We start from the raw sequence: 13,288 nt of genomic DNA, 5'->3' as shown, positions 1-13,288 counted from the left end.
CGGCGTCATAAGGAAGAACCACGATCGCGGCGGTTTTGGTCCCGCGAAGCTATGCAGCTGCTGTGAGTTCGCGTCCGCGGTTCAGTCGCTCGCGCCGACCGCGTCCCTCGCCGGGCGCCGGCCTGCGAGCAGCACAGCGAATCCGGCCACCACGCACACGGCGGTCAACACGACGAAGGAGAGCGTGAACGAGGCTCCAGCGGCCAGAGCGCCGATCGCGAGTGCGCCGACGCCGGTGCCGGCGTCGAACGCGACGTTCCACGCGGTGCTGGCGACCCCTCTCGCATGCTCTCCGGCGAGCTCGAACGCCCGAACCAGGGTCACGTTCTGCATGATGCCGAACGACGTGCCCACGAGGACCGCGCCGACGATGAGCAGGATCGGGCCGGCGAGCCCGACGATGCCGGAGATCGCAGCCGCGATGGCGGCGAGCCCCAGCGCCGCGATCGCGAGTCCCGGAAGGATGAAGCGATCTGCGCCGTACCGGTCGGCGAGACCCCCGACGAACCAGCGCGCGAACGTCGCGGCCGCGGTGTAGAGGAACAGGGAAACGACGGTGAGCACCGCATCGGGCACGAACTGCGGCGTGAACGTGGTGATCGCCCCGCCCGCACAGGTGACGGCGGTCAACGCGAGGATGGGCGGTACGAGCCGCACCAGTGCCCGACGGTCCTCGCTCCGGCTCTCGTGCGGCGCCGGGCTCGGTCGTTCTGCGTCCTGGATGTCGGCCGTTGCCACAGCCCGTGCATGCTTCGCGATCGCGGCGCCGGCGGCGATCGCGAACGGGATCCCGACGAGCGGCAGCGCCGCGACGGCCAAGGCGACCGGCAGGCCCGCCTCGTCCGCGATCCACGGTGCGACCGGGGTGAGCACGAGCTGGGCGCCGGCGACCGCGAGCCCGTAGGCGCCGATCGCGCGTCCGCGTCGCTCGGGCGGGAACAGTGTGCCGACCGCGGAGGATCCGCTCACCGTGACGATGCCGAACCCGATCCCGCGCACGGCGGCGAGGGCCAGGACCTGCCCCGGCGTCGTCGCGACGATCTCGCCGAGCGCCGGCAGTCCGAGCAGCAGACACGCGAGCGCGAGACTGATCCGCCACCCGATCCACGACCGCATCCGCTCCACAACGAGCTGGGTGAGGATCGTGGCCGCCATGAGCACCGCGTTGACGAGTCCTGCGAGGAACTCGTCACCTCCGAGCGCGACCATGTGCAGGGGCGCCACCGGCAGCATCACCGCGAATCCCGCGAAGGCGAACGTCGTCATCGCCAGAAGTGCGGGCATGCCGGGCTCGCGCCACGGCGGGCCCGCGGGATTCGCGATCCGCACCGCGTCACCCTGACCCTGAGCGCTCATCACCGCGCCACCCTATCGAGTCCTGCGCCAGTGAGGCTCGCCCGCACCGCCGCGCGACCAATAAAGCCGCGGCAGGCCGAACCGTCCCAGCGGGTCAGCTCGGCGGGTCAACCCAGCGGGTCAGCCGGCCGCGATCCAGGGGCGGGTGAAGCCCAGCACACGTTCGCCGTCGAGGTCGGCGAGCGAGACGCCGACGAACGCGGTCGCCCCCTCCGAGCTCTGCCAGCGGAAGCGATACTCGTCCGACATCACGGCCGCGGCGATCACGGCACCGGCCGATTCTGCGGTCTGCGCATTCGCGAACGCGCCCGAAGAGCGCGCGACGTAGGCCGCGAGAAGAGATGCGTAGGGTCCGCCTTCGTCGGGCCGGACGACGTTCGCGACAAAAGAGCTGGCGACGGCCGCGGGCTCGATGACACTGACGCGGACGCCGAAGCGCTCGGCGACCACGGCGAGGGACTGCATGAACCCCTCGACCGCGAACTTCGCGCCGCAGTACGCGTCGGCGAACGGCTGCCCGACGGTGCCGCCCACGCTCGTGACGGTGAGGATGCGCCCGCTGCCGCGCTCGCGCATGCCCGGCAGCACCAGCTTGGTGAGGTTCACCGGGGCCAGATAGTTGACGTCGAGCTGGTCCTGCACCTGCTGCATGCTCAACTGCTCGGCGGTGGCGACGCTGCCCCGGCCGGCGTTGTTCACCAGCACGTGGATCCCGCCGTGTTCGGCCTCGACCTCGGCGACGAGCCGTGCGGCGGCGGCATGGTCCACAACATCGAGCGCGCGCACCTCGACGTCGACGCCGGCGGCCGCCGCCGCATCCTGCAGCTCCCCGGCGCGGCCCACATCGCGCATCGTCGCCACCACATGCAACCCCCTGCGCGCGAGTTCGATCGCGGCATGCAGCCCCATGCCGGAAGAGGTTCCCGTGATCAGTGCGACGTCGGTCATGCGAGAACACTATGCCCGTTGCGCCCACGCGGAACACCGGATTGACGCCGTCCGTCCGTGGCCGGCGAGGCTCATTCCCGCTGTGGGGATGCCGCACCTCGCGGGTACCCGCCGGGCAGGCGGTCCGGGATCCCTGGACCCCAGTGCGGAGGCGGCGCCTCGCTCGGGCTGAGCGGGGCGTACTGGCGCCAGGCCGAGACGTAGCGGAAGCCGGCGTACCAGACGGCCAGCGCCACCACGCAGAGCCCGATCAGCACGCCGGCCACGACCGCGACAGCCGTGGGTGCGCCGAGCGTCGTGCACACGCCCCCGACGAACATCCCGGTCACGGTCGCGTTCACGAGCACGCTCAGCATCAACGATGAGCCCAGGATCTGCTCGATTCCGCTGCGATGCCGGAAGAACGAGTAGGTCACCCGCATGCCGAGCTCGTCGTCGTGCGTCGATGCGAGGAAGTAGGCGGCGGCCGCCGGATCCACGTCCGCGTAGCCGGCACGGATCCGGTTCATCGCTGTGACGTACATGAAGTCCTCCTCCGAGACCACGAGCACCCGCATCAGCGTCAGCAGCCCGACGGTGGCGAGGAAGCCGAGGATCACGAGAGCGGCCGCAGGGAACCAGTCCGCGAAGTGCGACGCCTGGCCGAGGAGTCCGATCGTGACCAGTCCCGCGGAGACGAGCGTCAGGTAGATCGTGATCCGGGTGAGCACTTCGCTCTGCGCCGTGCTGCGCGCGGCGAGAAGCCCCCAGTGCTCGGTCGCGAGGATCTGCAGCCGGCGCGCCAGTGCCGCGTCGGCAGCGCCATCGCCGGCATCCGTCGCCATGATCCATGGTCCCACCGCGGCGGGGACGGCGGAAGGGGCGACGACCGCTCCTCACTCGGCTCAGCCCTATCCTGAAGAGACGAGGAGGGGCACATGGTCTCAAGCGGTCACGGCCAGGGCGGTACGCGGCGCGTCACGCTGACCGAGGTGGCCCGCCGCGCCGGCGTGTCGAGATCGGCGGCCTCCTTCGCCCTCAACGGCCGGACGGATCTGCGCATCTCCGAGGAGACGTCGGCGCGCGTCAGGCTCGCGGCCGAAGAGCTCGGCTACAGCCCCAACACCACGGCGAAGACACTCCGCACCGGGAAGTCCGGCACGGTCGCTCTCATCTCGGATTTCATCGGCACGACATCGTTCGCGAATGCGATGGTGCGCGGGGCGCTGCAGACTCTGCGCGCCGCGAACACCCTGCTCTACACCGTCGACACGCAGGGCGACCCGGAGGTCGAGGCCAAACTCCTGCAGAACCTCCTGGACCGGGACGTCGACGGGTTCCTGTACGCATCGATGTTCACCCGGCACGTCGACCTTCCCCCGCTCACCCGGAACGCGCCGCTCGTGTTGCTGAACTGCGTATCCTCCGACGTCGCCGCGGTGATCCCGGACGAGCGCGCTGCGGGTGAGACGGCGGCATCCGTACTTCTCGACGCCGGCCATCGCGACGCGATCTGGTTCGTCGGATCTTTTCCCCCAGGCTTCACCGGAGCCGCCGTGTGGAACGGCTGGAGCCCGCTCGCCCTCACCGAGCGGCTGGACGGAATAGAGACGAGACTCCGCAAGGCCGGGACCGCCCTCGCCGGCACGATGCCGATCGAGACCGATTGGGACGTCGAGAACGGACGTGCGGCCGTCACGCGCACCCTCAGCGCCGGCAGAGTCCCGACCGCGCTGATCTGCGCCAATGACGCCCTCGCCGTCGGCGCCTATCACGCGCTCTCGGATGCAGGGCTGCGGGTTCCGCACCACGTCTCGGTCATCGGCTTCGATGGCAGCCCGTTGACCCAGGCAGTGCTCCCCCGGTTGACATCTGTGGCGCTGCCCTATGAGGAACTCGGCAGGATCGCGGCTGAGATGCTGCTGCAGGATGCTCGGCCCTCTCTTCCTGTCCGCGTGCCGATGCCCCTTGTCCGGGGGGCATCCGTCTCGGCTCCTGCTCCGCTCGGCTGACCTCCTCACGCCCCGCGCTTGATCAAGAATTGACAGGTGCTATACCCGTATAGCACTATGACGTGACGCGGATCTGCGAGGAGCGAGACCGCCGCCCGGCTACGAAGGAGTAATCGCATGTTCACATCAAGATCCGACAGAGGCTCCCTGAGCGCATGGTGGGTCGGATTCGTCTGCGGCATGGCCACATTCGTCGACACCGGCGTGACGACGGGGATCCCGATCGCTCTGGTCCTCTTCCAGGCGCCCGCTGCCGGACAGCCGGGACTCACGCCGAACGACGTGGGCCTGCTCACCGGCATCCTGACGGCAGGCGTCGCGATCGGCTCCCTCCTCGGCGGCCGGCTCGGCGACCGCTGGGGGCGGCGCACGGTCTTCCTGCTGACGATGGCCGTCATCGTGCTCGGCGCCGCCGCACCGTTGCTCGGCCTCGGTCTGCCGATGCTCGTGATCGGCATCGCCCTGATCGGGATCGGCGTGGGCGCCGACCTGCCCGTCGCCCTCGCGACGATCGCGGAAGCGGCTCAGGATCGCAATCGCGGCAAGATCCTGGTCTTCTCCAACCTGCTCGGCGGATTCGGGATCCTTCTGGCGGTGCTCCTCGCGATCAATTTCGGCGCAGCCGGGCCTCGCGGCGGACTGATCGTCTTCGGCGTCTTCGCGGCGATCGCCCTCGTCGTGCTGGGGCTGCGGCTCACCATCCCCGAGTCGACGGCATGGCTCGTCGCACGGGACGAGCGCCGCGCGGGCATCCACACGGTGCGCGCCGAGCGCGGACGTCTCCGCGACTTCGGGCGCGCGGCCTACCGCCGCCCGTTCCTGACGCTGGTCGGCTACTACACGCTCGCCGCGATGGCGACGAGCGTGGCCGGCAGCTTCGGCACCTTCGTCGCCGTCAACGTCTCCCACTCCTCGATCGCCGAGTACAACTCCTGGACGATCCTCGCCATGCCCGCCGCCGTCGTCGGCGCGCTGTGGTTCATGGCCGTGGTGGACACCAGGCTGCGGATGTCCTACTACGTGATCGGGGCGATCGGTGTGGTCGCCGCGAACCTGCTTCCGGTCATCCTGAACTTCACCCTCCCGTCGATCATCATCGCCACCGTCGCGACCGTGTTCTTCGGAGCGTTCTGCTTCGAGACGATCATGAAGGTCTGGACGCAGGAGTCGTTCCCGACGATGCTCCGCGCGACCGCGCAGGGCACGATCTACGCGGTCTCCCGGTTCGCCACCGCCGCACTCAATGTCGTGACGCCGACGCTCGTCCTGCTCAACCCGAGCATGCTGTACATCGGGGTGTCGGTGCTCGCAGGAGCCGGGTTCCTCATCGGGTGGCTCGGGTTCCGAAGGAACACGCGCAACGAGTTCGACCTCGAGTCGGAGCTCGTCACGTCGGCGGTCAGGACAGAGGCGACGACAGCATGACCCGCCGGCACCAGCACGTCCAGAAGGAGTCCGCATGACGACGATCGCCCCGTTCCAGACCCAGGTCGACGGGATCACCCTCCGCGGAGCGCAGTATCTACCGGCGGGTCCTGGCCCGTTCCCCACCGCGATCCTCTTTCACGGCTTCGGGGCATCGCACATGGAGTTCTCGTCGGCGTTCGTCGCGCTCGCGAGGCGCCTCGCAGCCGTCGGAGTCGCTTCCATCGCCTATGACCGCGCAGGCCACGGCGAGAGCGACGGCGAGTTCTACGACACCTCCGTGTCGCTGGACGTCCGCCACGCGCACCAGGCCCTGGCAACGATCGCCGGCCTCGACACGGTCGATTCCGACAACCTCCATCTCGTCGGAATGAGCCTCGGCGCGGTGATCGCCTCGGTCCTGGCCGCAGAGACCGAACTGCCGTTGCGTTCCCTGACGATGTGGTCCACGGCGGCAGTGTTCGCGGACGAGATCCGCGGCGGCACACTGCAGGGCCGGTCGCTCGACGCGCTCGACACCGACGGATACTTCGACTTCCTCGGCATGCGACTGGGCCCGGCGATGCGCGACGATGCGGTGTCCTTCGATGTCTACGGTCGCGCCTCCGGTTACACCGGGCCGGTGCGCCTGCTCCACGGCACGGAGGACTTCGTCCCCGTCGCGTACGCCGAGCGCTACCTCGAGATCTACGGCGACCGGGCCGATCTGATCGTCGTGGACGGAGCGGACCACGGCTGGGCACAGGTGCCCCAGCGGGAGCTCGTGCTCTCGCGGACGACGGAGTTCATCGAGGCGAACACCCACCGGACGGAGACGGAATGACCAGCACAGACCATGGAACGACCGTCTCGCTTCCGAGCGGGACCGTGCGTGTGGAGGGCCACCTCGATCTCATCGAAACCGCGGACGGCGTCCGCCCGGTGCGGATACCTGTGAGCCAGTGGAGCCACTTCCCTCCGGCCGGGGAGATCCTGCGCGCCATGGCGTCGAACGCGAGCGGAGTGCGGCTGCGGGTCCATACGGAAGCCACACGGTTGACGCTCGGCGTCCGCTGCACGCGGATCCGGATCGGCGAGGCCGAACGTCCGGGCGACGTCTTCGTCGCACAGGTCGAGGGGACGACGGTGGCGGTCGCTCGGGCGCCCGATACGCAGACGATGCACATCTCGCCTGCTGCCGACGAAGCCATCGTGATCGCACACAGCGAGACCTCGACCGTCGAGCTCGCGCCCCTTCCCGCTGGGCCGAAGGTCGTGACGGTGTTCCTCCCCCAAGGCATGACCGTCGACCTCGTCGACATCGTCGGGGATGCCCCCGTGCTGCCCGCTCCCCCGAGTGATCGCCCGGTCTGGCTGCATCACGGAAGCTCGATCAGTCATTGCGCGGAGGCCGATCTGCCCACGAGCGTCTGGCCGGTCTTCGCTGCGGAGCTCACCGACCTCGACGTCATCAACCTGGGCTTCGGCGGCCAGTGCATGCTCGACCCGTTCGTCGCGGACGCGATCGCCGCCGCGCCCGCAGACGTCATCTCGCTGAAGGTGGGCGTCAACATCGTGGGCGCACGATCGATGGATCAGCGCACCTTCGCCCCTGCGCTGCACGGCTTCATCGATCGGATCCGGGCCGGTCATCCGAACACCCCGATCGTGCTGTGCTCATCGATCCTGTGGCCTGGCAGCGACGAGATCCCGGGACCCAGCGACGTGGAGTTCTTCGATGACGGAGGCATCCGCTGCTTCACCGCGGGCGACCCCGCCGACATCGGCAGGGGTGCGCTGGCTCTCGCCGAATCCCGCCGGCACATCGAGCATGTCGTCGAGGTCCGTCGCCAAGCGGGCGAGAACATCTCCTACCTGGACGGGCTCACGCTCTACGGCCCGGCAGATGTGGACCGTCACCCTCTTCCCGACTCCCTGCACCCCGACACCGCGCTCTATGAGGAGATCGCCCGACGCTTCGCCCACCGTGTGTTCGGCCAGGAAGGCCTCCACCCGAGAGCAACGCTCGACCGGAAGGCGTGACGACGACCAGGACGCGGCGTCCCGGGAGGGTGCGGCTCCGGCCGCGCCCTCCTCTTGTGTTGACGCAGCGCGCCCCTAAGCGGCGGCGAAACGACCGCACAGGTCCACATCTCGGTCGACGCCGGCGATCGTCCTCTCAGAGACGGGACGCCGCCTCCGACGGGTCGCACGAGGACAGCACCGCGAGCGACCACGTCGTTCAGGAGACGACGAGAGGCCCGATCCTCACGGATCGAGCCTCTCGTCTTTTGTCGGGCTGACAGGATTTGAACCTGCGACCCCTTGACCCCCAGGTAGACGCTTCGACCCGATTCCTTGATTTTCCGGGCATCTCTACCCCTCAGACGGCGCCGTTTCACGTCATGACTTGCATGAATTGCATGCATCAGGTCCCGAGCAGGTCCCGGCGCTTGGTGGGCATACCGGGCTCGAGTCGACAACCTCAAAGCCGCAGCTTGCCCCGCTCACACAACCAAAGGTACGTGGCGGTGACAGCGTCACATTGGCGGTCTGCGAAGCCTTGCAGCGCTCCAGCCAACAGCCAGACGCATCCCTCGCAGGTGTCCCGCAGGGCCGCCCTGGGATCGTCTAGCCACCCAGAGGAGCTTCTTGCTTGGTTCTGCCGCGGGCCCATGATCTGCGAGGCTCTCGCGGTACCCGTCGAGCATAAGCGGAGTCTCTCGGAGTCGCATCAGCTCGATGACATCGAATGCATCGGACTGTTCGACGGCCGCGCGTACCGCAGCGAGGTCTCTCGAATGACGTCCGGCCCCCGGGCGGCGAAGTCGAGCAGCGTCTCCCCCGGACGCAGACCGGCAATCGTCGAGGCCATGCTTCTGAAGGCTGCCTCATCCGCGGATATCACCCGCCCTGACGGAATGCCATTGTTTGCCACTGACGCTCCACTCTCTCAGTGGTAGACGGTAGAGCACTCGTCAGACACCGTTGCTTGGGTGTTTGGGCACGCGAACGGCAGCTCCCGAGTTCATCGGACTGCGCGCCGATTAGTCGTTCCCACGGAGGTACCGCTTCCCCGCAACGATGTACGCGTGGATCTGCTGAGCAGAAGTCGTGATCGATCCTTCGCCGCGGCGCCGCACGATGCTAAAGAACGCACCTTCCACTTTGCCTTCCGCGATTGCGCCGTGAACCAGGTAGGGCTGCATCTCGCTCGGTTGTTTCGGAACATAGATCGCGAGCACGCTGTCGGTCGCGGTCACCACGAACTTCTCGATGATTAACCCATCGACGGGTGGAACGATACGGGCGTCCAGCAGCTCGTGAATCTGCGCGGTGTTCAGAATGGAATCTGCGACCGGGGTGAGACTCCCGATCGTGTTGGCCCCGCCAGGTGCCTCCTTGTAGCCAATGACGAGGACGGCATCGACGTCTCCGTTGGCAAATCTGGCAACGTCCTGCGCAAGCTCGACCTTCGCCTTCTTGCCCGTGTCACCAGGCGCCGAGATGGGGTACATCTGGGTCTTGACCTCGAGGTAGCCGGACTCTGCCTCGCCGATGAGCAGGTTGAAGTGGCCGCCCCGCAGCAGATTGAGCACCCCGGCGGCGTCGAGGGGGCCGGTCTGTGTTGCGCCGAGATAGTCAGCCATTGCCGCGGCGCCGTCCATCAACGTCGCCATGGTGACGTTGTCGTCGGTAGCGATGGAAACCTTGACGTCGTGCGCCATGCCAGCCAGAGTTTCGATGGTCTCCGCGCGGAAACGTTCGGACCACTCTTCGCCTTCGGGCCAATGGGACAACATCTCCTCCGGGGTCCCGCCCCCAGGAAGGGCGAAGCTCACTCCGACAATCCGGCACCCGTACGCGGCGGCGATACGCGCCAGCCTGGCCGCGATCTCCGCCTCCGTCTCGTCAGGTTGAGCCGGATGCCGCTGGGTGACGACGGCCACCACTACGTCGTCCACGACGTCCACGTCGTAGCGACGGTCGATGTCGTAGACGTCCTCGTCGATCGGAGGAGGTGTCCGATCTACGATGAGCGCGGTGCCGTAATAGTTGCCGGCGATAGCTCGCGCAAGGCTACCGACGTTCACGAGCCGGAGCTGCGACTCTGCGGCGATCAACGGGCCGTGCTTAATGCGGTCGATCGTCCAGGACCCCTTGTTGATACCGAAATCCCTCGACCGTTCCACGACAGTGTCCGTCACTTCCGATGGGAGGAGTCGCTGCTCGTGCCCCTCCTCGTCGTAGGTGATGACGTACACGTCGAGGCCGTCGGGCTGGGGTGTGGGCGCAGATTCAGTCACGAGGACAATTCAACCGCGGACGGGGTAGGTAGCGCGTTGCGTCTTCTACGTCGACTTGCGTGGCCCCTACCTCTACGAGGCGGGGCTGTCTCTCTCGCAAGTCGCCAAACGACTCAACGTAAATCAGGAGACGATGCGAATGACCATCTGGAAAGCTGGTGTCGTCCTGCGTGCGCCGACGAAAGTGAAGACAGCGTAACGTTCGCCGCCCGGCCACCCAACAAGTGAAGGACCGCCCGCACAGGCGGGGCGGTCCTTCGCCTGTTCGGCGTCGCAGTCACAGGTCCGGGGGGTCGTCCAGGTTGTTGCGGGTCGTGTTGTCGCGATCGGTGCGGAGGTACTTGCCGGTCGTGCCGTTCACGACGCGGATCTCCGTGCGCTTCTCAGGCCACTGCACGTAGTACGTGTGGAGGCGGAGCTCGATGTCGCTGACGGCGTCCGCCTTCGCACGCGGCGACCAGGACTGGCCGGGCGTGCCGATGGCGGTGATGTCACCGTCGCGGTTCTTGCGGGAATGGGTTACTCGTCGATCTGCCATGATTCCTGCTCTCTTGATGAGGGTGAGATGAAGCGGTGACGAGCGAAGCCGACACGAAACCGGCTCCGCTTCGATCACTTCTCGTTGCGGACGCCCTTGTGCTGGTTGGGGCTGCCGTTCATGATGCGGCCCGTCGACGTGTCACGCTTGAACCAGGTCTTACCGACCTGGAACTCGCTGCGGCCCTTGACCGCTCCGACGCGGTGGCCGCGTCCCGTGTTCTTCGCCATTTCCGGCTCCATCTCTGGGACTGACGGTCAGCCCCTCATGAAGTAGTCGGAGCAGGAGGCGATCGAGTTAGCGGCAGCTTTCGCAGAGGCCGTCGACGAGCAGGTGGCGTTGGAAGAGCATGTAGCAGCCGGTGCAGGCTTCCTCGGTCTTGGCAGCCCGGTCGCACTGACAGTTCTTGCAGGCGGGGCAGAATCCCTGGCCGCACGTGGGGCAGGGGAAGCCGCGGAATGTTCGACTCTGGCCGCAGCAGAAGACGGTCAATAGCGGGCGCGTGTCGAACTCGCGCGGCTGGATCATGTAGCCGGGGTCGACCTTCCAGATGTCATGTCCGGCCAGTACCGCAATGATTCGCCGGTCATCGGCGATGGCGTCGGCGTAGAAGTCGGCGGTCCTCCCCCACGAGTCACGCCACGTGACCCGACGCGTGAACACCGCTCCCGGGGCGATCTGCAGGAGGGCATGGGCGTGCGGAAGGATCTGTCCGTGCCATGGATAAACGACGGGCCACCCATCGTCAAGCTCAGGCTGGATACTCGCGTGCGCGACTTGACCGTCGAAGCGATCGATAAGCACGACTGCGCCCAGTCCACGGATGCGCCGCGCGATCGCGATCGCACATGCCTGATAGCTGGCCTGACTGTTGTCGAATAGGTCCTGCACGTGCTGCGCGCGGACAAGATCCGCCCCGACGATCTCGCTGGTGAGAGCGTCGGGTAGCAGAAGGCGTTGCGCGATATGATCGCACACCGTTTCAAGCAGCGCGGGCGGATCCGCTTGATCAGCGATCCAGTCGAACAGGCCTTGATCTTGCTCGACCACCCAGTGACCAAGCTCATGCGCGAGGGTGAAGTTCTGACGCCGACTGTTTGGCGTCGGTGCGTACAGGATGACGCCGTCTTCGAGAAACGACATCCCATCGCAGAAGCCGCCATCGCCACGGCTGGTGGAAAGCGAGTCCACCGCCCGCACCGTCAGCCGCATACCGCTGGTGAGCGCGTCGAGCGGGTCAAGGACGAACAGCTCCTGAACCCCGGGATCGATAATCTTGACGGCGCGCTCGATCCACGGCCCAACCTTCATGAGCCCTTGGTGCCTTCGACAGAGTCCACCAACGCTTCAAGTGACTCAAGCAGAACTTCTGACTCAGGTGCGCCACCGCGATGCACGGCGACCAGCATTCTCGACTCGAGCGCGGACGACGCCAACGCGATGGTCGTTCCCTGAAGACGCGCCCAACGCTGCGCAAGCGCTTTGAAGGTCTCGGATCCCACGACGGCCGCCAACCGGGCGCGCTCTGGATCCGTTCCAGACGGACGTCGCAACCTGTCGGCGTCCGCGCCGGCCTCCTCTGCAAGCGCGTTGATCAGGGCCGGGATACGGGGCAGGTTCTTGCCACTCTCCCAGGAAAAGATGTCTCTGCCCGTCACCTCCCACCCTCGATCGGAAAGTCGCTTCGCCAATGCACTCACGGTCAGACCCGAACGTTTCCGGGCATTGGACAGCACCCTCCCGTCGAGCTCCAGCTCCGAGTCGGGCACGAGGCCAAGCATTGCAGCGACCGGATCATCAGTAAGCGGTGGAGCGGTCTGTTGACTGACCCACGTGAGATCAGCGGCCTCGAGCAGCTTGCGAAGTTCGGAGCGATTCACATCCGCGCCCGCGGCAAGCGCCGACCGACCTGCCCGCGCGTCAAGAATGTCCGCGAGTTCCTGGTTTCGGTCTTCCGAATGCATGGTCACCCTCCTTCCTCCACGGCTGCGTTAATCTTTGACAAGACTCTCGTACTGATCTGGCTGACGCGACCCGGAGTGACGCCGAGCTCGGCAGCGACGTCGCCCCTCGGACGATCCCGAACGATGTACTGCGCCAGGACAACGTGCTCCTGCGCATCGAGGCCCGCGATCACCGGCCTCGCGCGTGCCATCTTCTCGAGGCGCTCCAGCGCGTCGTCATCGTCCGGCGGTCTCGCAGCTGGGACGTACTCCTCGGAGAACTCGGCGCCCTTCTTCATGGCGGCCGAGCCAACAATGTCGAGCGCTCGGCGCTTCGCTGTCACCACGAACAGTGCCTCCCAGCTGCGAGGCGGCTCCGGCGGCGGCGCCTTCATGAGGGACACCATCGCTGCCTGAACCGCGTCATCGGCCAGATCCACTCGTCCGCTTCCGCGCAGCACTTCATAGGCGACCCCGTACATCGCGTCGCGATGCTTCTGATACAGAGCCGCCCAGTCGTAAGAGGGGTCAGCCATGCGCAGGCTCCTCGCCCCTTGCACCCATCTCTTCACCTTCCATCAGCGCCGATGGTCGTCGCTTCAAAATGTAGTCGGGACAGACCGGCGGAGAGTTAGCGATGCGTTGGCGTGTCGTGACGTGGCGTTCGCATGTCCGCTGTGCACCTCGCCGTGATGCGCAGCTCGCCGAGCTGAACGGCTCGCAGCTGCCGGAGCCGAGGCGCCTAAGCTGTCGGCGATGGTTGAAAACGAGGCCATAGTGACGGGCGAAAGCGAGGCCACC

Annotated in this window: 13 protein-coding genes; 4 read left to right on the top strand and 9 right to left on the bottom strand. The window is 67.0% G+C overall.

The genetic code is table 11. The annotated features are described in order from the left end of the window. Positions 1 to 81: 81 nt before the first annotated feature. The 3 genes from ACTJI8_RS00065 to ACTJI8_RS00055 all read right to left on the bottom strand — a co-directional run bounded on the left by ACTJI8_RS00065 (position 82) and on the right by ACTJI8_RS00055 (position 3,128). The gene (locus ACTJI8_RS00065; RefSeq protein WP_440731387.1) at positions 82 to 1,356 is read right to left on the bottom strand and encodes an MFS transporter; all 1,275 of its coding nucleotides are present in this window, start codon (positions 1,354 to 1,356) and stop codon (positions 82 to 84) included. 120 nt (positions 1,357 to 1,476) lie between these two features. Beyond that, entirely contained in the window at positions 1,477 to 2,304 is an 828-nt protein-coding gene (locus ACTJI8_RS00060) for an SDR family NAD(P)-dependent oxidoreductase (RefSeq protein WP_440731386.1), read from the bottom strand. Between the two features lie 71 nt (positions 2,305 to 2,375). After that, the gene (locus ACTJI8_RS00055) at positions 2,376 to 3,128 is read right to left on the bottom strand and encodes a hypothetical protein (RefSeq protein WP_440731385.1); all 753 of its coding nucleotides are present in this window, start codon (positions 3,126 to 3,128) and stop codon (positions 2,376 to 2,378) included. A 93-nt stretch (positions 3,129 to 3,221) separates the two neighbouring features. Between ACTJI8_RS00055 and ACTJI8_RS00050 the strand changes: the two genes are divergently transcribed. The 4 genes from ACTJI8_RS00050 to ACTJI8_RS00035 all read left to right on the top strand — a co-directional run bounded on the left by ACTJI8_RS00050 (position 3,222) and on the right by ACTJI8_RS00035 (position 7,742). After that, entirely contained in the window at positions 3,222 to 4,295 is a 1,074-nt protein-coding gene (locus ACTJI8_RS00050; protein ID WP_440731384.1) for a LacI family DNA-binding transcriptional regulator, read from the top strand. 180 nt (positions 4,296 to 4,475) lie between these two features. Next, a complete protein-coding gene (locus tag ACTJI8_RS00045; RefSeq protein ID WP_440731383.1) occupies positions 4,476 to 5,720 on the top strand; it encodes an MFS transporter in 1,245 nt (414 codons plus the stop codon). Positions 5,721 to 5,754: 34 nt separating this feature from the next. Then, entirely contained in the window at positions 5,755 to 6,543 is a 789-nt protein-coding gene (locus tag ACTJI8_RS00040) for an alpha/beta hydrolase (protein ID WP_440731382.1), read from the top strand. Next, positions 6,540 to 7,742 carry an SGNH/GDSL hydrolase family protein gene (locus ACTJI8_RS00035; protein ID WP_440731381.1) on the top strand — a complete coding sequence of 401 codons (1,203 nt, stop codon included), beginning with the start codon at positions 6,540 to 6,542 and terminating at the stop codon, positions 7,740 to 7,742. The genes ACTJI8_RS00040 and ACTJI8_RS00035 overlap by 4 nt, the downstream gene beginning before the upstream one ends. Before the next feature lie 1,004 nt (positions 7,743 to 8,746). On the opposite strand, the gene ACTJI8_RS00030 is transcribed toward ACTJI8_RS00035, so the two are convergent. The 6 genes from ACTJI8_RS00030 to ACTJI8_RS00005 form a co-directional block, all read right to left on the bottom strand. Further along, on the bottom strand, positions 8,747 to 10,006 hold the full coding sequence (locus tag ACTJI8_RS00030) for a hypothetical protein (RefSeq protein ID WP_440731380.1): 1,260 nt from the start codon (positions 10,004 to 10,006) through the stop codon (positions 8,747 to 8,749). A gap of 277 nt (positions 10,007 to 10,283) precedes the next feature. Then, complete coding sequence (locus ACTJI8_RS00025) at positions 10,284 to 10,544, bottom strand: DUF3892 domain-containing protein (protein ID WP_440731379.1); 261 nt, start codon at positions 10,542 to 10,544, stop codon at positions 10,284 to 10,286. A 74-nt stretch (positions 10,545 to 10,618) separates the two neighbouring features. Continuing rightward, positions 10,619 to 10,774, bottom strand: a complete 156-nt coding sequence (locus ACTJI8_RS00020; protein WP_022894611.1) for a hypothetical protein — start codon at positions 10,772 to 10,774, stop codon at positions 10,619 to 10,621. Between the two features lie 67 nt (positions 10,775 to 10,841). Further along, complete coding sequence (locus ACTJI8_RS00015) at positions 10,842 to 11,855, bottom strand: ImmA/IrrE family metallo-endopeptidase (RefSeq protein WP_440731378.1); 1,014 nt, start codon at positions 11,853 to 11,855, stop codon at positions 10,842 to 10,844. Beyond that, positions 11,852 to 12,508, bottom strand: coding sequence for a hypothetical protein (locus tag ACTJI8_RS00010; RefSeq protein ID WP_440731377.1), 657 nt, complete (start codon positions 12,506 to 12,508; stop codon positions 11,852 to 11,854). Before ACTJI8_RS00010 ends, ACTJI8_RS00015 begins: the two co-directional genes overlap by 4 nt. Positions 12,509 to 12,510: 2 nt before the next feature. Next, positions 12,511 to 13,023, bottom strand: coding sequence for a sigma-70 family RNA polymerase sigma factor (locus ACTJI8_RS00005; protein ID WP_440731376.1), 513 nt, complete (start codon positions 13,021 to 13,023; stop codon positions 12,511 to 12,513). Positions 13,024 to 13,288: the final 265 nt, after the last annotated feature.

The organism is Microbacterium sp. 22303 (assembly GCF_052045265.1).
Taxonomy (GTDB): Bacteria; Actinomycetota; Actinomycetes; order Actinomycetales; family Microbacteriaceae; genus Microbacterium.
Note: the sequence above shows the minus strand (reverse complement) of the source record. Positions and strands in the feature narration are given on the sequence as shown.